The organism is Natronococcus roseus (assembly GCF_043677095.1).
Taxonomy (GTDB): Archaea; Halobacteriota; Halobacteria; order Halobacteriales; family Natrialbaceae; genus Natronococcus; species Natronococcus roseus.
This window is the reverse complement of the sequence record NZ_JBHLJR010000004.1, coordinates 281,445-301,254: the sequence shown is the minus strand read 5'-3', so window position 1 is coordinate 301,254 and position 19,810 is coordinate 281,445. Positions and strand designations below refer to the sequence as shown.

The following is a 19,810-nucleotide window of genomic DNA, read 5'->3' as shown; positions in this document are numbered from 1 at the left end:
ACGGCGAGCCGAACCGGTTCGGCCGCCGCTACCGCCGGCTGCCCGACATCGCCGAGAAGAGCCGATCGTCGAATACCGCCCGCCCGCGACCGTCCTCGGTCTCGATCGCCTCGAGGTAGTCGACCGGGATCTGCCCGCCACCCATTCGGGCGTGGCCGCCGGCGTTGGCCATCGGGACGTCGCTGACGGCGTGGCGAAGCGTCTCACCCATGTGGACCCGATCGTCCCGGGACCGACCCGAGACGTGGATCGTCCCGTCGTACTCGCCGTAGACGGCGACCGCGGTGACGCCCTCGAGCTGGAGCAGCTCGTCGGCGGCCTGGGAGATCGCGTCGACGTTGGTGACCGAGCCGACGTCGCAGACGGCGAACGAACCCTCGATCCGGCGATCGGTGATCGCTCGAGCCTTCGTCTTGAGGACGTCGTCGCTCACCTGCGGGTTGGCGATCCGGTCGAGCAGATCCTCGTCGATCCCCGGGTAGAGGTAGCCACAGGCCTCGAACTCGGCCCACGAACAGCCTCGAGTCAGGTGGTTCGTATCCGACTGGATGCCGTAGAGCAGCCCCGTCGCCAGTGCCGTCGAGAGCGCGGGTTCGTCCGCCGTTTCGTCGCCATCGGGCGAGACGTCCAGCTCCTCGAAGTACGTGGCGACGATCGTCGAGGCCGAGCCGTAGTCGCTTCGAACGTCGGTGAACTCGGTTCCGGTCCCGTTCCCGGGGTGGTGGTCGACGACGGCGACGGGTTCGACGATCTGTGCGCCGGTGAACCCCCGCGGCGTGTTGTGATCGACGAGCACGACCGCCTCCGCCGCGAGCTCCGAGGCCGCCTCGATGCGCTCGAGTTCGAGCCCCAGGACCGTCCGAAAGGCCCGATTTTCCTGGTGGCGGATCTCGCCGGGAAACTGCAGCGTCGCGTCGGTGTCGACCGACGAGGCGATCTCGGCGACCCCCATCGCACACGCCATCGCGTCGGGATCCGGGTTCGGGTGCAACAGGACGGCGACCTCGTCGCGGCTCTCGAGGAGGTTGCGAAGGCGCACGCCCGGCGGGCGACGGAGCCAGCGGACGAGCCACCAGACGCCGACCGCGACCCCGCCGACGGCGACGACGAGCAGGGAGAGCACGAGCGGGTCGAGCGAGCGGATCGTCTCCGCGGCGGGCTCGAGGGCCAACGTGTCACCTCCGATCCCGCCGCTGTCGACGCCCCGGTGTCGCATACCGCACCATTACATCGGATCCCCAAGAAGTTTCCCATCAGGCGGGGAGGACGGTGCTCGGACCTACTGGCGGGCGTCGATCGCCTCGCGGTACCCCTCCCGGAACGTCGGGTACGCGAACTCGTACCCCAGCTCGCGGAGCTTCTCGTTCGAGCAGCGCTTGCTCGTCAGGATCCGACGGCGAGCGGCCTCCGAGAGGTCGTCGGCCTCGAGCCGTTCGGCCTTCGTCTGCTTCGGCGGCTGTTCGACGCCAGCCTCGTCGGCGAGCCAGTCGGCGAAGGCCCACTTCTCGACGGGTTCGTCGTCGACGACCTGGACGACCTCGTCGCGGGCGAGGGTTTCCTCGAGCAGGTAGCGGACGGCGCCGGCGGCGTCGTCGCGGTGGACCATGTTCAGGTAGCCCTCGGTGACCGGTCCCTCGAGGTAGCGCTCGAGGCGGTAGCGGTCCGGTCCGTACAGGCCGGCGTAGCGCGCGACGGCGCCGTCGAACCCGTACTCCGGCGGAAGCTCGAGGGCGACCCGTTCGGCCTCGGCCAGCACCTCGGTCTTCGCGGTCGTCGGCGCTATCGGCGTCGACTCGTCGACCCAGTCGCCGTCGTGGTCGCCGTATACGCCCGTCGAGGAGGTGTAGACCAGCCTCTCGGGCGGCTCCTCGCGCTCGCCGAACGCCTCGATCGCTGTCCGTAGCCCCTCGACGTAGACCTCGCGGGCGGCGTCGGCGCCCCGACCGCCGCTGCTGGCCGCGAAGACGATCGCGTCGACGTCGGGGACGGCCTCGAGCATCGCCCGGTCGGTGACGTCGGCCCGGACGGCCTCCAGTCCGGCCGATTCGAGCGACTCGAGTCCGTCGTCGGATCGACGGACGCCGATCGCGTCGTGGTCCCGTTCGACGAGCTGGCGGCCGAGTTCGCGGCCGACGTAGCCACAGCCGAGAATCGCAACACGCATACGTCGACTCGGGCTCCGGACCACATAATCGCACCGACGGATCGCCGAGCGAGCGGTAGCCGGAGAGAAACTATCCCGTTCTGAACCGAAGAACGGGTATGAGCTTCATCGTCGAGTTCGAGCTCTCGACGCCGATCCTCCGGGAGACGGCGACCGCGGCCTCGAAACTCACGATCGAACAGGTCTACCGGTCGGAGCGCGGCGCTACGAAACTCGTCTTCTGGGCCTACGGGGACGACCTCGAGGCGGTCGCGGCCGCCCTCGAGGCCGACGACTCGATCGCCGAGTTCGCCGCGCTCGAGGAACTCCCCGAGCGACGGCTCTACAGCGCGGCGCTGACCGACTGGGGAGCCGACCTCCTGACTCACCCCGCGGCCGCGGCGGACGACATCTCGTTTCTGGACATCACCGTCACCGACGACACCGCGATCCGAGCTCGGGTTCCCTCCCGCGAGGCCCTGCAGTCCTACCGCGAGAGCTGTCGGGAGCGCGAGCTCCCGTTTCGCCTCCGGCGGATCTTCCAGGAGCACGAGTCCGAACCGAGCCGGTACGGCGTCTCGGAGCGACAGCGGGAGGCGCTGCTCGCCGCCCTCGAGGCGGGTTACTTCGACGTCCCGCGCGACGCGACGCTGGCCGAGATCGCCGAGGGGCTCGGCATCTCCGACCAGGCGCTGTCGGCGCGGCTCCGTCGCGGACAGGCAACGCTGTTGCGGAACACGATCGCGATGGACGATCCCACTTGAAAGGTTGGCGATCCAACCAGCGTCCTTTCACAGCTCCCGGCGATACGGGGAGACATGACCTCCATGAGAGCTACCCAGGAGACGAGTCAAACCCCGATGAACTACCAGGCCGATCCCGAGCAATCGCTCAGCGAGGCGGTTCTCGAGGCAGTTGCCGCGGCCACCGAGGTCGACCAGCTCGAACTGGCCGACGAGTTCGGCCCGCTGTACCACGCGATCGATCCGTCGGCGCTCGACTCGCTGTTTCGCGACCGATGCGAGACCGACCGAGCGGTCGGCTCGGTCACCTTCGAGTACGCCGGCTTCCTGGTCTCGGTCGACCGAACCGGGCAGGTAACGCTGACGTCCTGACGCCCCGACGAAGCCGCTACTGGGACCGGCCGGCGATGACGTGTTGCAGGTGGACGTACTCCGCGAACGACATCGGCGCGCGCCGTTCGATCTTCTGTTGGACCTCCCTCGCGTCGAGATCGATCTCGAGGTGACTCTCGACCGCGTCGACGTCGAGCACCGCCGTCGTCATGCCGAGCAGCAGGTGTTCACAGGCCATCGTCTCGATCGTCTCGGCGTCGGGAGCGTCGCCTTCCAGGGCCTGGATCTCGGCGGCCTCCTCGAGCGAGAGGTCCGGCGACTCGCCCTCGAGCAGCGCCTCGAGGGCGTCGCGGTCGACGCCCGTGCGATCGAGGGCCGTCTCGAGGCCGTGTCGATCGACGACCGAGGCGAGCTGCTCGTCGTACTCCTCGCGAAGCTCGGCCGGCGTCCCCGGGACGGACATCCGCTGTTCATAGAACATACTCGACACCACAGCGGTCGGCCACAAGTGGGTTGTCCTTCCGGCGGCGTCGGCGATATTTATACGTCGTCCGAGGTCGCTGAATCGGTCCAGACAACCCCACGCGACCCCTGCTAACGGTTTTCACGGGTGAGCTGACCGGTACATTTAAATTACCGGCGACAGTAGATGTGGTCACCAGAACGCCACCGGGGCGCGTATCGCTCGACGATCGATGACAGGAAATCTTATTCACCGAGGTTTCGCAGGTCGTGAGCGAACGCTGTACGCGGCGACGCGACGAGTCGGCGATCCGCCGAACGCGCGGATCACCACCGACGATGACCGCGTTCGTCCGCTCCCGGTGCGGGTATGGCACAGAGGTTTGACTAACACATGGTAGACGAATCGAAAAACATCGAACTGACAGACGACGACCTCGAAAACGACTCCAAGGGACAGCTTATCAAGAAGGCGGGCCAGCTTCGAGATCGACGAAACGATCTCAACCAGATGGCCTCCGAGCGCGCATCCGAGCGCGACGACCTCAACGCGAAGACTCGCGAGAAGGTCGACGAGGCCCAGGAGCACCGCGAGAAACGCGACGAGCTCAACGAGCAGGTCCAGGAGCACAAGGACAAGCGCAACGAGCTCAACGCCGAGGCCAACGAACTGTTCGACCGCGTCGAACAGCTCAAGTCCGACATGGAGCTCAACGAGGGCAAGGACTTAGAAGAACTCGAGGAGGAGATCGAACAGCTCGAGTTCAAACAGCAGACCGAAGTGCTCTCGAGCGAGGAAGAACAGGAGCTCATCGAGAAGATCGAGTCCAAGCGCGAGGAGTACGAGGAGCGCAAGGGCAAGCTCGAGCAGAACGACGACCTCGAGGAGCTCGTCGAGGAAGCCGAGGAAGTACGTTCGGAGGCCTCCCAGCACCACCAGAAGGTCACCGAGCTCGCGGACAAGGCCCAGGAACACCACAACCAGATGATCGAGGCCTACCGCGAGGCCGACGACATCCGCGACGAGGCCGACGAGATGCACGAGTCGTTCGTCGAGGCCCAGGAGGCCGCCGACCGTCACCACGAGGACTTCGTCCGCGTCCAGAAGCGCCTGCGCGAGCTGGACAAACAGGAGGAAGAACAGCGCAAGTCCCAGCGTGACAAGAAGAAAGAGGAGGCCAAAGAGGAGGCCGAGGAGATCTATCAGAAGTTCAAGGAGGGCGAAACCCTCGACACCGAGGACCTGATGAAGCTCCAGAAGACGGGACTGCTGTAGGCCGATTCGTCAACCTGTGTCTGCTGCCGTTCGCTTTTTGCAGTAGCGGTCGCGTTCTCTCTCGGTTTCGGTTCCCGTTTTCGGGCGAAACGGACGCGTACAGCCATTTTGGTTCCTGCGTTGGCCACCCCGTTCGTGAGCCGATGGTTTCGACTCTCGAGCGGTCCGGCGTCGGTAACCGACACATACAGCGCCGGTAGGGCACCGCTCTCGGCCGCCGAACGACTCGTTCGGCGGTAGTTCGGCCATAACAATGCCCTCGTCGCTGGGGAACTCTCGCATGCACGAGTCCAGGGACGACGTCGCCGTCTTCGTGCCGGGGATCGACGCCCCGAGTACGGTCGCCTGTCTCCGTTCGCTTCGACCCCGCGGCATCCGGACGATCGTCGGCTCCGAGTCGACCGCCACTCCCAGTGCGGTTTCGCGGTACTGCGACGAGTTCGTCCGCTTACCCGACCCGACCCAAGACCTGGCCGCCTACGGCGACGCGCTCCTCTCGATCGCTCGCCGCCCCGACGTCGAGACGATCATCCCGGTTCGCGAGGAGGACATCTACTCGCTGGCGCGAAACCGGGAGGCGTTCGCGCCGGAAGTCGCGACGCCGTGGCCGACGTTCGAGACGCTACGGCAGGTCCAGGACCGTCTCGAGCTGTTCGCGGCGGCCGATCGCGCCGGCGTCGCCGCCCCCGACACCGCGCTCGTAGACGAGTGGGACGACTGGGACCGCGAGACGATCGTCAAACCGCGCTACTCAGTCGCCGCGCCGGAGTACCTGGGTCCGGGGTTCGACCGCGTCGAGGTCGGCTCGACCGCCTACCAGACGCCGGGAGAGCCACCGAACGCGGCCGCCTGTACCGAGGCCCGCGGCCACGTTCCGCTGGTCCAGGAGCGGATCCCCGACTCGCGGGAGTACGGCTTCTTCGCGCTGTACGACCGCGGCGAGGCGGTCGCGACCTTCCAGCACTGCCAGCGCCGGGGCTGGGAGTACTGCGGCGGGCCCAGCGCCTACCGCGAGTCGATCTACCTCCCCGAACTCGAGGCCGACGGCAGGGCGCTGCTGGACGAGCTCGAGTGGCACGGGCTGGCGATGGTCGAGTTCCTGCGCGACCCCCGCGACGGGCGGTTCAAGCTGATGGAGATCAACCCCCGATTCTGGTCGTCGCTACCGTTCACCGTCCAGACGGGGGCGGACTTTCCGTTTTACTACTGGCAGCTGGCGATGGGCGAGTCGATCCCGGGCCGGCCGACCTACGAGACCGGGCTCGGCGGCCACCTCCTGCGGGGCGAGCTGAGCTACCTCCACAGCGTGCTGACCGAGGAGTACCCCCCTCTCGAGCGGCCGTCACCGTGGGCCGCACTGGTGGCGGTCGGGCTGTCGCTCGTCCGCCAGCCCCGGTTCGACTACGCGGTCGCCGACGATCCCATGCCGTTCGCCAGGGACGGCTGGAACGTCCTCCGGGAGTGGCTCGGCGACTGGAGGGCCGGCCCCGACGAGGAGCTCCCTCACGCCGGCGAGGTCGAGCGAGAGGCGCGGGACGACGGGGATACCGCCGACGCGCCCGGCGGCCTTCCGGCGGAGTAACGGCTCCGAATCGCCAACGCTTAACGGGGTTGCGGCGTCACTCACGGGTATGACTCGAGGTGGCCGGAGTGGTCAGTAACGAAGGTATCGGTCGACTCGCCGTCCTCGCAGCCGGGGCCGCAGTGTTCGCCGCGATCGGCGTCGCACTGTTCGTGATCTACCCCGACACGCTAGCCGATCTCGCCGGCGTGCTCGTCGCCCTCGCCGTGATCGTCCTCGGGGTGCGGATCGCCGGCTCGATCGCCGACAGCCTCTTTCCGGCCTACGACATCGCCGAGGTCGCCGTCGAGGGGCCGATCACCCGCGACGGTGGCGGCGGACGGTTCCCGTCGGGACCGCGCTCGACTCCCGCCGACGACATCGTCGAGCAGATCGATCGAGCTGACGAGGACGACAGCGTCGACGCCCTGTTGCTCAAACTGAACACGCCCGGGGGCGAGGTCGTCCCCAGCGACGACATCAAACTCGCCGCCGAACGGTTCGACGGACCGACGGTCGCCTACGCGACCGACGTCTGTGCCAGCGGCGGCTACTGGATCGCCAGCGGCTGTGACGAACTCTGGGCGCGAGACGGCTCCATCGTGGGCTCGATCGGCGTTATCGGGTCGCGGGTCAACGCCAGCGACTTCGCCGACAAGGTCGGCCTCTCCTACGAGCGCTTTGCCGCCGGGAAGTTCAAGGACGCCGGCACGCCGCTGAAGGAGATGGACGATAGCGAGCGGGCCTACCTTCAGGGACTGATCGACGACTACTACGAGACGTTCGTCGAGCGGGTCAGCGAGGGCCGGGACTTAGAGCCCGAGTTCGTTCGCGAAACCGAGGCCCGGATCTACCTCGGCGAGCAGGCCCACGAGATGGGACTGGTCGACGAACTCGGCACGCGCCGCGAACTTGAGGACGAGCTCGCTGACCGGCTCGAGCGCGACGCTGTCGCCGTCGAGGAGTTCGAGCCCGAGCGACCGCTGATGGCTCGCGTCGGCGGCGGTGCCCGAAGTATCGCCTACGCCTTCGGCGCCGGCGTCGCGAGCGTCGTCGGCGACCGGGAGTTCCGGCTGCGATTCTAGCCGTGGTTTTATCGTTTCAGGGGATCGAACGCCTACCGTGACAACGCTGGTCGTCTGTCTCGACCGGACCGACGATGTCGGGCGAAAGACCGGACTCCGGTCGCCCGTCGTCGGCTGGGAGGCAGTCCGTGCGCTGGTGACCGACGTCGGCCTCGCGGATCCGGAGGATTCGGGGGTCAACTCCCTGCTCGAGACCCTCCGGGTCGCCCAGAGCCTTCGCGACGAGAACGAGGACGTCGTCGTCGCGGTCGTCTCGGGCGACCGGGAGTCGATGGTCTCGGCGGACCGGTCGGTCGCACGACAGGTCGACGACCTGATGGCCGCCCACGATCCCGACTCGGCGGTCGTCGTTATCGACAGCGCCGAGGACGAGCGGCTGGTCCCGATCGTCGAGAGCCGCGTGCAGGTCGACTCGGTCGATCGGGTGGTCGTTCGCCAGGCCCGGGACATCGAGTCGACGTACTACCTTCTCAAGCAGTTCCTGGCCGACGAGGAGCTCCGCCAGACCGTGCTGGTCCCGATCGGTCTGACGCTTCTGGTGTTTCCGATGCTCGCGTGGTTCGTCGGCCCCGCGGAGGGCGCCGCCGCGATCACGACCGTTATCGGCCTCTTCTTGCTGTACAAGGGCTTCAGCGTCGACGAGGTCGTTACCGGGCTCGCCCTCCAGATCCGCGAGTCGCTGTACTCCGGACAGGTCTCGGTCGTCACCTACGCCGTCGCAGCCGGGCTGACCCTCGTTGGCGTCTTCGTCGGCGTTCTCGGCGTCTCGAACCTCGAGGAGCCGTCCGGCGTCGTGCTCCCGGCCGTTCAGTTCGCCTTCGACAGCGCCCCCTGGCTCGCCGCGGCCGCCCTGACCGCCAGCGCCGGCCGACTGCTCGACGAGGCGATCGGCGAGGAGCCGATCGGCAGCTCCTACCTCAACCTCCCCTTCATCGTCGTCGCCGTCGGGCTGGTGGTTCGGGGGTTCTCGGCGTACTTCCTCGAGCAGCAGGCCCTCATCGAGTCGGTCCAGGTCCCTGCGATCGAACTGGGCGTGCTCTCGATCGACACGTTCGGGATCACGGCCGGCGAGCGGCTGGCGCTGTACGTCGTCAGCGCGATCGTCGTGAGCCTCGTCGGCGCCAAGGTCGCCGCGACGTTCAGCGGCGACACCGACCGAACCGTCCTCGAGGACGTCACGCCCGAATCGGGGCTCACGGACGGCGGGCCGCGCTCGCAGCCGGCCGACGACCAGGACGCCGGTCGCGACGAGAGCGACACCGACTCGGGACGCGGGAACGAGGAGGACTCGGGTCCCGACTACCCCCGGTAGTCCAGCGGCGACGGAACTCGCCACCCCTTTAGCCTCCTCGCTCGAGTAACCCGTATGAGCGACGCAGACGGCGCCTGGGTCAGCCTCTTCTCGGGCGGGAAGGACTCGGCGTGGGCGCTGTACCGGGCCCTCGAGCGCGGACTGAACGTCGAACGGCTCGTCACGGTTCACCCGACCGGCGACTCCTACATGTACCACGTCCCGGCGACCGAGCTGGCCGGGCTGGCCGCCGAGAGCATCGGCATCGAGCTGCTGGAGGTCGAACCCGAGGACTTCGGCGCCGAAACCGCGACGGACGCGAGCGCGCAGGGCGACGACGAACTCGAGCCCCTCGAGGCCGCCCTCCGGGAACTCGACGCCGAGCTGCCGGGCGGGATCGCGGGCGTCACCGCGGGGGCCGTCGAGAGCGAGTACCAGACGAGCCGGATCGAGGCGATGTGTGACCGCCTCGGCTGTGACCTGTTCGCGCCGCTGTGGCGCGAGGATCCCCGCGAGCTCGCCGACGCGATGCTCGAGACGGGCTTCGAGATCAAGATCATCCGAGTCGCGGCCTACGGGCTCGACGAGTCCTGGCTCGGCCGCACGATCGACGCGGACGCCCTCGCGGAGCTCGAGTCGCTCAACGAGGAGTACGGTGTTCACATCCTGGGAGAGGGCGGCGAGTTCGAGACGCTGGTGGTCGGCGGCCCGCATATGGATCGACGGATCCATCTCGAGTACGAAACCGAGTGGGACGGGACGCGTGGGACTCTGTGGGTGAGCGACGCGCGGCTGGAGTGAGGGGCGGATCTCGAGGGGACTCAGGAACCGTCGCGTTCGAAGCGCGGTTCGGGGTCGCTTTCGGAGACGGTCGCGAGATACGGCTCGAGGCCGGCGAGTCGGTCGGTCGGTTCGACGTGATTTCGCTCCCGGTCGTACTCGACGAGCTCGAGGTCGACCAGCTTCGGGATGTGGACGTGCTGCAGGGAGACGAAGATGCGACGAACGGTTTCGGCGGGAACGTCGGTGACGGGCGTCCCCGTCTCCGCGACGACGAGTTTCTTGGTCAGATCGTTCACCGTGAGCCGACGGTCGTCGTTCCCGAACGCGGTCAGGATCCGTCGGCGCCGTCGGTTCGCTAACAGTTCGAAGACGGCGTCGAGATCCCGACTGCCGCGTGTCATATCTCGCGTTTCACAACTCGCCGCATTGATACGTCGGATTGTATGTTCAACCCTTCAAGTACCGGGCCGCTCGAGGCGGCTCTCGGTCGGTGCCGCTTCCTGGCCCGGCGGGGTCACGGCCAAGGTGTTGCCGATTAGCGCCTCGTAGCCGCGGTGGAGCCGCTCGGAGAGCGACTGCGGAGTGATCTCGAGCTCCTCGGCGACGTCGGTGAGCGAGACCGACGGCGAGGAGAAGTACCCCGTCTCCCAGGCGGTCAGCAGCGCGTCGTGTTGCTTCTCGGTCAGCTCGTACTGGCCGACGCCGCGCGGGTGTGCGCGGGCGAACAGCTGCGTCAGCCGGTAGGGGATCTCGAAGTCGCTGCAGTACGTCTGAAACTCGTCGAGGCTGTTTCGATCCGCGAATCGCATCCGAAGCTCCCACTCGTCGTACTGCGCCGACGCCTCCAGGATTGTCGCGCCCAGTTCCGTGTACGCGTAGACCAGCGAGTCGACGTTCCCCGTCCACTCCCCGCGGTACAGCATCGATCGCTCGTAGTCGTCGATGTGTTCGACGTCTCGAATCGTCGGATCGTCGGCCGTTGCTCGCTCGAACATCCGGTGATCGACCCCGGATACCCACAGATACGGCGTGAGCACGTCGTCCGCCGCGACGACGCGCTCGATCTCGATGACGAGATCCCGCTCCGATCGGAGGGTCTCGTGGAGCGCGAACGCCTCGGCGGGAATGTGAAACTCCCCGAAGAGACTCATAGCTCCTACTTTTCCCGAACAGTTATAAACGGATCGGCTACTGCAAGGCGAGCGATCACCTGGTGATGGTCGTGTGGGCTCCGATGAGCGCGCCCGCGAGATCGAGGTCCTCGAGCCGGGTTCCCTCGTCGATGATCGATCGCCTGACGCCGCCGTTCTCGATCGTCGCCTCCGGGAAGACGACCGCGTGGTCGAGCTCGGTGTCGATCAGCGTGACGTCGTCCATCACGTGGACGTTCTCGCCGATCGTCGCGTTCTCGAGGGTCGCCGAGTCGGCGATCAGGGAGTCGCCCTCGAGGTGCCAGGCGACGGCGTCGAGGTAGCTCTCGGGGGTGCCGATGTCGAACCACGCCCCCTCGAAGGTGTAGGCGTAGGTCGGCTCCCGATCCTGGAGCCACTGGACGAACCAGCCCGGCTCGTCGGGGTTGTTGTCGCCCTCGAGGTAGGTGTCGAACAGCGTCAGCGCGTCCCGCGGGAACGCGTAGCAGGCGATCGACACTAGGGTGCTTTTGGGGTCGTCGGGTTTCTCCTGGAAGTCGACGACGCGGTCGCCCTCGAGATCGACCAGGCCGTAGGATTTGGCCTTCTCGCGGGAGCCGACGTCGTAGGCCGCGAGCGTCGGGGCCTCCCGCTCGAAGAAGTCGTCGACGAACTCGGAGAGATCGAAGCTTAGCAGGTTGTCGCCGGCGACGACCAGCAGGTCGTCGTCGACGTTCTCGCGGTCGATCAGCTGGGCGAGCGCGCCGACGACGCCGAACTTGTCGTCCTCCTCGGTCGTCTCCTCGACCGACAGCGTCGGCTTCTCGAACTCGCTGTCGGCGAGGTGCGCCTCGAACTCGTCGGCGAAGCGCTCGTTCGTGCTCACGAAGACCTCGTCGATCCGGTCGTCGGCCTCGAGCTCCGCGAAGATTCGATCGATGACCGTGGCGTCGCCGATCGGGAGAAACATCTTGGGGCGGTGTTTCGTGATCGGCCACATCCGGGTCGCGTACCCGCCTGCCAGAACGACGGCTTTCATGGCCCGTGTTTCACCGACCGGATGTAAGTGGTTTACCCCTGCGCGGCTTGCGATTCGCCCTCACAGAACCGAACACCTATCGGGATACGGGCGATGGGCCTACGTATGCGGAAAGCAGACGAGACGACCCGGCAACGACTCGCCGACGCGCTTCGTGCCGAGCCGGCGACGCCGAGCGAACTCGCGGTCCAGTTCGAGCTGACCCCGGAGACGATCCTTCGACACCTCGAGCACGTCTCGCGGTCGGTCGACGGCGGCGACGAGCGGTTCCTCGTCGCGCCCCCGACCTGTCGGGACTGCGGGTTCGACGGCTTCGACGAACTGTTGAACCGGCCGTCGCGGTGTCCCGACTGCAAGAGCGAGGCGATCGACGAGCCGGCCTACACGATCGAGTAGCCGCGGCCCGAACTGCGAGCGCGGTTTCGACACGCCTATCTGTCGGCGCGGCGACGGTCCGATATCGACGCCTCGAGCGGTCGATCGCCGGTTCTCGCCGGCCGCCGCCGGGCTCGCGACGCAACATACGTATGACCACCTCCGACTCCGACTTCGACTCCCCCGGGTTCGTTCTCGCGATGCTCGACTGGCTCGAGCGCCGCGAGGAGTCCCCGGCAGCGGTCGACGAGAGCCTCGAGCTGTTGGCCGATCGGCGCCGCCGGCTGTTGCTCGAGGTCATGCGCACCTACGGCGAGGAGCTGACGCTGCCCGACGCCGCCGAGGAGGTCGCAGTTCGCGAAACCGGCCGAAAGGTAACCGAGCTGTCGGCCGAGCGAGTCGCGAACGTCTACATCTCCCTGTACCACGACCACATGCCCCGGCTCGTCGAGGCCGACCTCATCGAGTACGACCAGGAGCGGGATCTCGTGATCCCCCTCGAGATGCGCTAGAACTCGACGTTCGACGTCGAGGTCAGGTCGCCGCCCTCGTCGATCGGGCCTGCCGCGACGAACTCGTACTCCTCGTCGGTCAGATAGACGTCGCCGTCCGAGACCGTCACCTCGAGTTCGGTCAGGTACGCCCCCTCGCAGGGACCGAACGTACACTTCCCCGAGTCGGTTTCGAAGTACGCGCCGTGGTTCGCACAGATCACCTCGCCGTCGCGCATCGGCGCGCCGTCGCCCTTGTCGAGTTTGATATGCGTGAAGTGCTGACAGTAGTTCAACCAGCACGAGACGTCCGCGTCGGTCGACGCCGCGCCGTTCGCGACGAGAATCGCCTCCCGGCGGTCGCCCAGTTCGTCGGCGACGCGAAAGAGGAAGGTCGACTCCGCGGGAACGTTCTCCAGGGTCGTGATCCGCTGTGTAGCCGCCATCGGTGTCCGGTTACGAGTCAGCGCTCGTGAACGTTTCGAGACCGTCTGACGGAGTTTTAACACGCCGAACCCCCAACGACTGCCATGGACTCCCTCCTCATCTACGGCTCGTACGGCTACACCGGCCGGCTGATCGCCCGCGAGGCCGTGGCTCGCGGCGGCTCGCCGACCCTCGCCGGGCGCGACGGGGAACGGGTCGCCCAACAGGCCGAGGACCTCGACCTCGGAGGACGGGCGATCGACCTAACGGACGGCCGGCTCGAGGACGATCTCGATGCGTTCGACGCCGTGTTGAACTGCGCCGGCCCGTTCGAGCGAACCGCCGAACCGCTCGTGTTGGCCTGTCTCGAGGCGGGAACGGACTACCTCGACATTACTGGCGAGTTCCCGGTGTTCGAACGCCTCCGCCAGTACGGGGAGACCGCCAGCGCGGCGGGGATCACGCTGCTCCCCGGGGTCGGGTTCGACGTCGTCCCGACCGACTGTCTGGCCGCGATGCTCCACGAGCGCCTGCCGACCGCCGATCGGCTTCAGCTGGGCGTCAAGAGCGAGTACGGCTTCTCCCCGGGAACCGCCCGGACGTTCGTCGAACTGGCCGGGGAAGGAGGCGTCATCCGTCGGGATGGACGGCTACTCAGCGTTCCCGCGGCCTTCCGCAGCCGGAAGATCGACTTCGGTGAGGGTCCCGAACACGCCGTGACGATCCCGCTGGGCGACGTCATCACCGCGGCCCACACGACCGGAATCGAGACGGTCGAGGTCTACGGCGCCGTCCCCGAGTGGAGCAAGCCGCTGCTGTCGGCGACCGACTCGCTGGGGTGGCTCCTCGAGCGGCCGTCGGTCGAACGCGCGGCGACCCGCGCGATCGACGCCCTCCTCGACGGTCCCGACGGGACGGCCCTGGCGACCGAATCCGCGACCGTCTGGGGCGAGGTCGTCGACGACGACAGCGGCGAGCGCCGCAGCGGCCGCCTCCGGACGCCCAACCCGTACGCACTGACGGCCGATGCCGCGGTCAGCGCCGTCGAACATCTCCTCGAGGACGGCGTCGAGAACGGGTTCCAGACCCCGGCCAGCGCGTTCGGCTCGGCGTTCGTCACGGAACTCGCGGGCGTCGAACGGGAGCTCCTCGAGGCCGACGCCGAGGGATCGGCGGTGCCCGAACCGGCCGACTGATCACCCTCGAAACCCTCGGTGCCGAGAGCCCGAAACGGTATCGCGAGCCGAATCATCCCTCGAGCCGAATGATCCGTTCGTTCGTCCGTCCTGTCTTCCCCTGGGCGACCTTCGCGTTCGTGTCTCTCTCGAGTTTCGAGCTGCTGCTGTTCGGTCGGTTCGACCCGACGCGCTCCTTCCCTATTGTGATCGGCGTGGGGGTCGGCCTCGCCGTTGCGGATCGGAACGGTCCGATTCGCAGGCCGTGAACGAGCGGGTCGGTTCGCGTGTCGTGGCTCCCCACGGCACAAGGCGGGGACCCGTCCCGGTCAGTCGTCGCTCGCGTCTCGAGCCCCGCGGATCTCGTTGCGCAGACTGGCCGCGCTGACCCCGACGATCAGGCCGACGCCGAACCCGGGCAGGAAGTCCGCGGGCTCGCCGAGGACGGCGAGAAACGCACCCAAACCGAGTGGTGGAGCCAGGAAGATAACCGTCATCTCCAGGGCGAAGACGTCCACGCTCTTTTTGGGTTTGTCCATACGAATAGTGGTTCGTACAACACACTGACAGTTTCGGTCCGCGCACCGATCGATCAGTAACAGGCGCTTTCGACGCGCTCGTCGTACAGCCTCGAGAGGCGATCCGTCACCGGTCCGCCGCCGAGGTCGACCCCGTCCAGCGAGCCGATCGGTCGCAGCTCCCAGGTGCGGTTCGTGAGGAAGGCCTCGTCGGCCTCGAGGACCTCGGCCAGTCCGTAGCTCCCCTCCTCGACCGGGAGGTCGGCCCCTCGAGCCAGCTCGAGGACCGTCTTTCGGGTGATCCCGGGCAGGACGTCGCCGTCCGTCGTGGGGGTACAGACCGTCCCGTGGCGGACGAAAAACAGGTTGCTCGTCGCGCCCTCGGCGACGTTCCCCTCGAGATCCGAGAGCAGCGCCTCGTCGGCCTCGCCCTCGAGTTCCGCCCGCGCGAGGATCCCGTTGAGGTAGTTGTGGGTTTTCGCACTCGAGGGCAGCGCCGCGTCGGGGATCCGTCGGGTCTCGACGCTGCGGACCGTCGCGGGCCCGTTCCAGACGGGGTCGCCCTCGAGTCCGCCCCGGGGGAGCGGTTTGGCGTAGACGACGACCGTCGGATCGACCTCGGGCTGGGGGGTGAGCTTGCCCGGCTGGACCCCGCGGGTGACCGAGAGCCGGACGTAGGCGTCCGCGAGGTCGTTCGCCGCGAGCGTCTCGTCGATTCGGTCCCGGAGTTCGCTCCCCGAAAGGCCGTGCTCGAGGGAGAGGGCGTCGCAGGTTCCCTCGAGGCGCTCGCGGTGGGCCGCCCAGTCGAGGACGGTCCCGCCGTAGGTCCGCAGGGTCTCGAAGGCGGCGTCGCCGTAGCGAAAGCCGCGGTCGTCGACGCTGACGGTCGCCTCCGAGGCGGGAACGAGCTCGCCGTCGACGTGGTACAGTCGGTCGCTCATCGCTCGCCCCGCGAGTCGGATCGCTCGTGGTCGGCGGCGAACCGACAGAAGTTCTCGACCATCCGCTTGCCGACCGAAAGCGAAATTTCCCCATTGGCGTCCTCCTCGGGGTCGCGAGTGAGGATGCTCTCTGGGTGAAACTGCACGCCCAGCTGCGGCTTTTCCCGGTGACGAACCGCCATCAGGACGCCCCGCTCGTCGGCGGTTCGGGCCGTCTCCTCGAGGCTGTCGGGGAGGTCCTCGCGCTCGACGGCAAGCGAGTGGTAGCGCCCGACCTGGAACCGTTCGGGGAGTCCGTCGAACAGCCCCGAACCGTCGTGGGAGATCCGCGAGGGCTTGCCGTGGACGACGTGGGGGGCGTGGACGACCGGGGCGCCCTCGGCCGCACACAGCGCCTGGTGGCCCAGACAGACCCCGAGGATCGGGTAGTTGGTTTCGGCGAACAGCGGGATCGAGATCCCCGCCTCCTGGGGGGTTCCGGGGCCGGGCGAGACGACGATCCCTGTCGGATCGAGTTCGCGGACGCTCTCGAGGTCGATCTCGTCGTTCCGTCTGACTACGACCTCGTCGGCAACTTCGCCGACGTACTGGACGAGGTTGTACGCGAAGGAGTCGTAGTTGTCGATGACCAGCAACCTTTTGCTGCGCTCACTCGCTGACGCTCGTTCGCTGGCAAAACGTTGATGAAAACCCTGCCTCCCTCCCTCCGGTCGGTCGTTGGGCCGCTCGCTCGCGGACCCGAGCGAGCGGCTGCTGTGTTCGTCACTCATCGTCCTCACCCCCAGCGCCCTCGAGGCCCATTCCGGCTCGCTCCCCAAGCGCGTCGTCGATGGCGTTGATCAGCGCCCGCCCCTTGTCGAGGGTCTCGTCGTACTCGCTGTCGGGATCCGAGTCGTGGACGATCCCCGCGCCCACGCGAAGGTGATACTCCTCGTCGTGACGGACGAGCGTCCGGATGACGATGTTCAGCGTCGCTCGCCCGTCGAAGCCAAAGATGCCGACGCTACCGGTGTACGGACCTCGGCGGGTCGCCTCGAGCTCGTCGATGATCTCCATCGTCCGGGGTTTGGGCGCGCCCGTGATCGTCCCGCCGGGGAACATCGCCGCGGCGGCGTCGGCGAGCGTCGCGTCCGAACGGAGTCGGCCGGTGACGTCCGAGACGAGGTGCATTACCTCCGAGTAGCGGTCGATCCGACGGTACTCCTCGACGTCGACGCTGCCGTACGCGCTGACCTTCCCGAGGTCGTTTCGCTCGAGGTCGACGAGCATCGCGTGCTCGGCGCGTTCCTTCTCGTCGGCGAGCAGGTCGGCCTCGAGCTCGGCGTCCTCCTCCGGAGTCGCTCCGCGCGGACGAGTTCCCGCGATGGGCTCCGTTCGAACGAACTCGCTGTCTCGCTCAAGCAGCAGTTCCGGACTTGCGCTCACCAGATCGGCGCTGCGAAACTCGAGCAGTCCCGAGTACGGCGCCGGATTCACCCGCCGGAGCGCGTCGTAGGCCGCAACGGGGTGGACCGCGGCGGGCGCGACCAGCCGCTGGGAAATGTTCGCCTGGAAGGTGTCGCCGTCCCGGACGTACTCCTTGACTCGCTGAACGCGGTCCGCGAAGGCCTCGCGGCCGCAGTCGCTCTCGAAGGTCGCCTCGTCGGTCGCGACAGGCGGGTCGCCGATCGCAGGGTCGCCCTCGAGGCAGCTCCGGGCGAGCTCGAGCGCTCGCTCCCGACCCCGATCGTAGGCGTCCTCGAGGTCGTCGCCGAGCTCGACGCGCGGACAGGCCGTGATCCGGAGTTCGGTCGCCTCGTCGTCGGCCGTCGGCTCCTCCCAGGCCGCCAGCCGGTCGTAGACGGCGACCTCGAGGCGTGGGAGCCCGCGGTCGTCGATCGCCGACGCTGGCAGCTCCTCGAGTTCGCGGACGATATCGTAAGAGAGCCAGCCGACGGCGCCGCAGGGGTAGGGAACCTCGCAGTCCCCGCGGACCAGGTCCTCGTCCGCGAGGACGCCCTCGAGTGCTGAAAGCGTCGGCGACTCGCCGCTTCGGTTCCGCGCGACCGCGTCCGGGCCGACGGTGAGCCCGTCTACGGGATCGGTGCCGAAGTACCCCCAGCCGGGCTGGCCGCCGGTGGTCTCGAGGTAGACACCGCCGTCGCCGTCGCGGGCGCTGCGATACGCGAGAAAGGGATCGGAGACGGAGAGACGAACCGTGACCGGAACGCGGGCGGCCGCTACCCCGTCGCCGTCGAGGCCGCCGCGGGCGGCGGCGCGAAACGAGTCGACCGTCGTGACGACGCGCGGATCGCTCATACCCTCGCGGAGGGTCGTGACCCTAATCAGTGTACGGTTCTCTCCAGGATTAGCGGACCTTCGCCCGGTCGATCCAGCCCTGGATGCGTTTCTCTGCGATGTCGGTCTCGGACTCGAGGTGGGCGGCGTCGGCATCGGCGAGCTCGGCCACGGTTTCGACGCCGGCATCGGCCAGCCGATCCGCGTACGCGGGGCCGATCCCCTTGACAACGTCGACGGGTTCGTCCGGAACGTCCGGCGTCTCGTCGTCGTCCGGCTCGTCGGTTTCGGCCTCAGCTTCCGTACCCGGGTCGTCCGGCGCCTCGCTCTCGGGCTCCGATTCGTCCAGCGTCTCAGTCTCGGACTCGGCCTCCAGTTCGGATTCGGCAGCCGCGTCGGAGTCGTCCGGAGACGTCTCAGTCTCGGTCGCCTCCTCGAGATCGTCAGATTCGGCCGACTCGATCGGGTCGGCCGGTTCTGCAGACTCGGTCTCGGAGTCGGCCTCGAGTTCCGACTCGTCGTCCACGACCTCCTCGTCGCGAACGCCCTTCTCGCCGGGCTCTTTCGATTCGGTCGGCGTTGCGTCCGACTGTGTCGGCCCCGCTGCCTCGGCGGGCTCCGCCGCAGTGTGTGGTGTGTCGTTCGCCTCGGTCATCGACCCCGTCGAGGCCGAAGCCGTCGTCTCGGCGGCCGCCGACTCCTCGTCGGGGGCGGCCCCGCGCTCTCGTTCGACCGTTACCCCGACGTCCCGAGCGTCCCCACGCTCCGAGCCAGAGTCGTCGAACCCCAGCAGCGACTTCAGCTTTTGGAGGATTGCCATTAGCTGGATATAGTTAACTCGCACCACTTAAATTCGCCTGATGCCCGCGGTGAACGACCGCTCCTCCGGTCGCGTCTACAATCTCGAGCGAAGCGCCTCGTTCATCGCCCCGACGGGCGCCTCCCGGTCGGTCCACAGCTCGAGCGCCTCGACGCCCTGGTAGAGCAGCATCCAGGCGCCGTCGACCGTCGTCGCGCCGACGGCTTCGGCGTCCCGAAGCAGTCGCGTCTCGAGCGGGCGATACACCGCGTCGAGCACCGCCAGCTCGCCGTGGAGCGCCCCGGCCGGCACCGGCGTCGCGTCCTCCTCCATCCCGACGCTGGTCGCGTTGACGAGCACGTCGGCGTCGGCGAGGAGCGCCTCGAGGTCCTCGAGTCCCCGACCGACGGCGCCGGGCACCTCGTCGGCGAGTTCGTGTGCCGTCGACTCGGTCCGGTTCGCGATCGTCACGGCGGCGCCCGCGTCCGCAAGGCCGAACGAGATGGCCCGGCCGGCGCCGCCGGCACCGACGACGACCGCACTCGCGTCCTCGAGCGCGACGTCGTGATCCCGCAGTGCGCGCAACGCGCCGGCGGCGTCGGTGTTGTGACCCGTAGGTTCCTCGCCGGAGAAGTCGATCGTGTTCACCGCGCCGATTCGAGTCGCCAGCTCGTCGGCCGCGACGACCTCGAGGGCGTCCCGTTTGAAGGGGATCGTCACGTTCAGTCCCCGAACGCCGAGCGCATCGGCGCCCCGGATCGCCGCCTCGAGCTCGTCGGGGGCGGGTTCGAAGGTGACGTAGCGGGCGTCGAGTGCGAGTTCGTCGTAGGCGGCCTCGTGCATCGGCGGCGACAGCGAGTGGCCGACCGGGTTGCCGATCAGTCCGTAGACGTCCATGGCCATACGTCGACTCGAGCGAGCGGGCGTATAACGGGTGTGGCTCCGGCAGCGCTTCGGTGGGG

The 19,810-nt window shown here is 67.9% G+C and carries 23 protein-coding genes; 10 read left to right on the top strand and 13 right to left on the bottom strand.

The window, feature by feature from the left end; translation table 11 throughout:
- Window positions 1-28 precede the first annotated feature (28 nt).
- Both ACFEMD_RS12610 and ACFEMD_RS12605 read right to left on the bottom strand, forming a co-directional pair.
- The gene (locus tag ACFEMD_RS12610; RefSeq protein WP_394741341.1) at window positions 29-1,216 is read right to left on the bottom strand and encodes a DHH family phosphoesterase; all 1,188 of its coding nucleotides are present in this window, start codon (window positions 1,214-1,216) and stop codon (window positions 29-31) included.
- Window positions 1,217-1,279: 63 nt separating this feature from the next.
- Window positions 1,280-2,164, bottom strand: coding sequence for an SDR family oxidoreductase (locus ACFEMD_RS12605; RefSeq protein WP_394741340.1), 885 nt, complete (start codon window positions 2,162-2,164; stop codon window positions 1,280-1,282).
- Between the two features lie 98 nt (window positions 2,165-2,262).
- Between ACFEMD_RS12605 and ACFEMD_RS12600 the strand changes: the two genes are divergently transcribed.
- Together ACFEMD_RS12600 and ACFEMD_RS12595 are read left to right on the top strand one after the other, a co-directional pair.
- Window positions 2,263-2,907: a helix-turn-helix domain-containing protein gene (locus ACFEMD_RS12600; RefSeq protein ID WP_394741339.1), complete on the top strand. Its 645-nt coding sequence runs from the start codon at window positions 2,263-2,265 to the stop codon at window positions 2,905-2,907.
- 54 nt (window positions 2,908-2,961) lie between these two features.
- Entirely contained in the window at window positions 2,962-3,258 is a 297-nt protein-coding gene (locus tag ACFEMD_RS12595) for a HalOD1 output domain-containing protein (protein WP_394741338.1), read from the top strand.
- 16 nt (window positions 3,259-3,274) lie between these two features.
- Here the strand turns inward: ACFEMD_RS12595 and ACFEMD_RS12590 are convergent, their stop codons facing one another.
- Window positions 3,275-3,700 (bottom strand): DUF5791 family protein, encoded by a 426-nt coding sequence (locus tag ACFEMD_RS12590; protein ID WP_394741337.1) that lies wholly within the window; start codon window positions 3,698-3,700, stop codon window positions 3,275-3,277.
- A 375-nt stretch (window positions 3,701-4,075) separates the two neighbouring features.
- On the opposite strand from ACFEMD_RS12590, the gene ACFEMD_RS12585 reads away from it, so the two are divergent.
- The 5 genes from ACFEMD_RS12585 to ACFEMD_RS12565 all read left to right on the top strand — a co-directional run bounded on the left by ACFEMD_RS12585 (window position 4,076) and on the right by ACFEMD_RS12565 (window position 9,695).
- Window positions 4,076-4,957 carry a coiled-coil protein gene (locus ACFEMD_RS12585; RefSeq protein WP_005553918.1) on the top strand — a complete coding sequence of 294 codons (882 nt, stop codon included), beginning with the start codon at window positions 4,076-4,078 and terminating at the stop codon, window positions 4,955-4,957.
- A 280-nt stretch (window positions 4,958-5,237) separates the two neighbouring features.
- On the top strand, window positions 5,238-6,539 hold the full coding sequence (locus ACFEMD_RS12580; RefSeq protein ID WP_394741336.1) for a carboxylate--amine ligase: 1,302 nt from the start codon (window positions 5,238-5,240) through the stop codon (window positions 6,537-6,539).
- A 68-nt stretch (window positions 6,540-6,607) separates the two neighbouring features.
- Window positions 6,608-7,603 carry a signal peptide peptidase SppA gene (sppA, locus tag ACFEMD_RS12575; RefSeq protein WP_394741335.1) on the top strand — a complete coding sequence of 332 codons (996 nt, stop codon included), beginning with the start codon at window positions 6,608-6,610 and terminating at the stop codon, window positions 7,601-7,603.
- Between the two features lie 37 nt (window positions 7,604-7,640).
- Window positions 7,641-8,915, top strand: a complete 1,275-nt coding sequence (locus tag ACFEMD_RS12570; RefSeq protein ID WP_394741334.1) for a DUF373 family protein — start codon at window positions 7,641-7,643, stop codon at window positions 8,913-8,915.
- A gap of 54 nt (window positions 8,916-8,969) precedes the next feature.
- Complete coding sequence (locus tag ACFEMD_RS12565; RefSeq protein WP_394741333.1) at window positions 8,970-9,695, top strand: diphthine--ammonia ligase; 726 nt, start codon at window positions 8,970-8,972, stop codon at window positions 9,693-9,695.
- Window positions 9,696-9,715: 20 nt separating this feature from the next.
- Here ACFEMD_RS12565 and ACFEMD_RS12560 read toward each other — a convergent pair whose 3' ends face one another.
- Genes ACFEMD_RS12560 through ACFEMD_RS12550 form a run of 3 tightly spaced genes read right to left on the bottom strand, consistent with a single transcriptional unit; the run spans window position 9,716 to window position 11,846 of the window.
- A complete protein-coding gene (locus ACFEMD_RS12560; protein ID WP_394741332.1) occupies window positions 9,716-10,078 on the bottom strand; it encodes a DUF7344 domain-containing protein in 363 nt (120 codons plus the stop codon).
- A 54-nt stretch (window positions 10,079-10,132) separates the two neighbouring features.
- Window positions 10,133-10,828, bottom strand: coding sequence for a helix-turn-helix domain-containing protein (locus ACFEMD_RS12555; RefSeq protein WP_394741331.1), 696 nt, complete (start codon window positions 10,826-10,828; stop codon window positions 10,133-10,135).
- A gap of 55 nt (window positions 10,829-10,883) precedes the next feature.
- Entirely contained in the window at window positions 10,884-11,846 is a 963-nt protein-coding gene (locus ACFEMD_RS12550; RefSeq protein ID WP_394741330.1) for a sugar phosphate nucleotidyltransferase, read from the bottom strand.
- Between the two features lie 105 nt (window positions 11,847-11,951).
- On the opposite strand from ACFEMD_RS12550, the gene ACFEMD_RS12545 reads away from it, so the two are divergent.
- Together ACFEMD_RS12545 and ACFEMD_RS12540 are read left to right on the top strand one after the other, a co-directional pair.
- On the top strand, window positions 11,952-12,242 hold the full coding sequence (locus tag ACFEMD_RS12545) for a transcriptional regulator (protein WP_394741329.1): 291 nt from the start codon (window positions 11,952-11,954) through the stop codon (window positions 12,240-12,242).
- A gap of 131 nt (window positions 12,243-12,373) precedes the next feature.
- Window positions 12,374-12,733, top strand: coding sequence for a DUF7344 domain-containing protein (locus tag ACFEMD_RS12540; protein ID WP_005553930.1), 360 nt, complete (start codon window positions 12,374-12,376; stop codon window positions 12,731-12,733).
- Here the strand turns inward: ACFEMD_RS12540 and ACFEMD_RS12535 are convergent.
- A complete protein-coding gene (locus tag ACFEMD_RS12535; protein WP_394741328.1) occupies window positions 12,730-13,158 on the bottom strand; it encodes a Rieske (2Fe-2S) protein in 429 nt (142 codons plus the stop codon). The genes ACFEMD_RS12540 and ACFEMD_RS12535 overlap by 4 nt on opposite strands.
- A gap of 84 nt (window positions 13,159-13,242) precedes the next feature.
- Between ACFEMD_RS12535 and ACFEMD_RS12530 the strand changes: the two genes are divergently transcribed.
- Window positions 13,243-14,334 (top strand): saccharopine dehydrogenase family protein, encoded by a 1,092-nt coding sequence (locus ACFEMD_RS12530; RefSeq protein WP_394741327.1) that lies wholly within the window; start codon window positions 13,243-13,245, stop codon window positions 14,332-14,334.
- A gap of 308 nt (window positions 14,335-14,642) precedes the next feature.
- Here ACFEMD_RS12530 and ACFEMD_RS12525 read toward each other — a convergent pair whose 3' ends face one another.
- The 6 genes from ACFEMD_RS12525 to ACFEMD_RS12500 all read right to left on the bottom strand — a co-directional run bounded on the left by ACFEMD_RS12525 (window position 14,643) and on the right by ACFEMD_RS12500 (window position 19,745).
- On the bottom strand, window positions 14,643-14,852 hold the full coding sequence (locus tag ACFEMD_RS12525) for a hypothetical protein (RefSeq protein WP_394741326.1): 210 nt from the start codon (window positions 14,850-14,852) through the stop codon (window positions 14,643-14,645).
- 53 nt (window positions 14,853-14,905) lie between these two features.
- The gene (locus ACFEMD_RS12520; protein WP_394741325.1) at window positions 14,906-15,772 is read right to left on the bottom strand and encodes an aminotransferase class IV; all 867 of its coding nucleotides are present in this window, start codon (window positions 15,770-15,772) and stop codon (window positions 14,906-14,908) included.
- Window positions 15,769-16,398, bottom strand: a complete 630-nt coding sequence (locus ACFEMD_RS12515) for an anthranilate synthase component II (protein WP_394741648.1) — start codon at window positions 16,396-16,398, stop codon at window positions 15,769-15,771. The genes ACFEMD_RS12520 and ACFEMD_RS12515 overlap by 4 nt, the downstream gene beginning before the upstream one ends.
- Before the next feature lie 136 nt (window positions 16,399-16,534).
- Window positions 16,535-18,070 (bottom strand): aminodeoxychorismate synthase, component I, encoded by a 1,536-nt coding sequence (gene pabB / locus ACFEMD_RS12510; protein ID WP_394741324.1) that lies wholly within the window; start codon window positions 18,068-18,070, stop codon window positions 16,535-16,537.
- A 49-nt stretch (window positions 18,071-18,119) separates the two neighbouring features.
- Window positions 18,120-18,869: a helix-hairpin-helix domain-containing protein gene (locus tag ACFEMD_RS12505; protein ID WP_394741323.1), complete on the bottom strand. Its 750-nt coding sequence runs from the start codon at window positions 18,867-18,869 to the stop codon at window positions 18,120-18,122.
- 75 nt (window positions 18,870-18,944) lie between these two features.
- On the bottom strand, window positions 18,945-19,745 hold the full coding sequence (locus ACFEMD_RS12500) for a shikimate dehydrogenase (protein ID WP_394741645.1): 801 nt from the start codon (window positions 19,743-19,745) through the stop codon (window positions 18,945-18,947).
- Window positions 19,746-19,810: the final 65 nt, after the last annotated feature.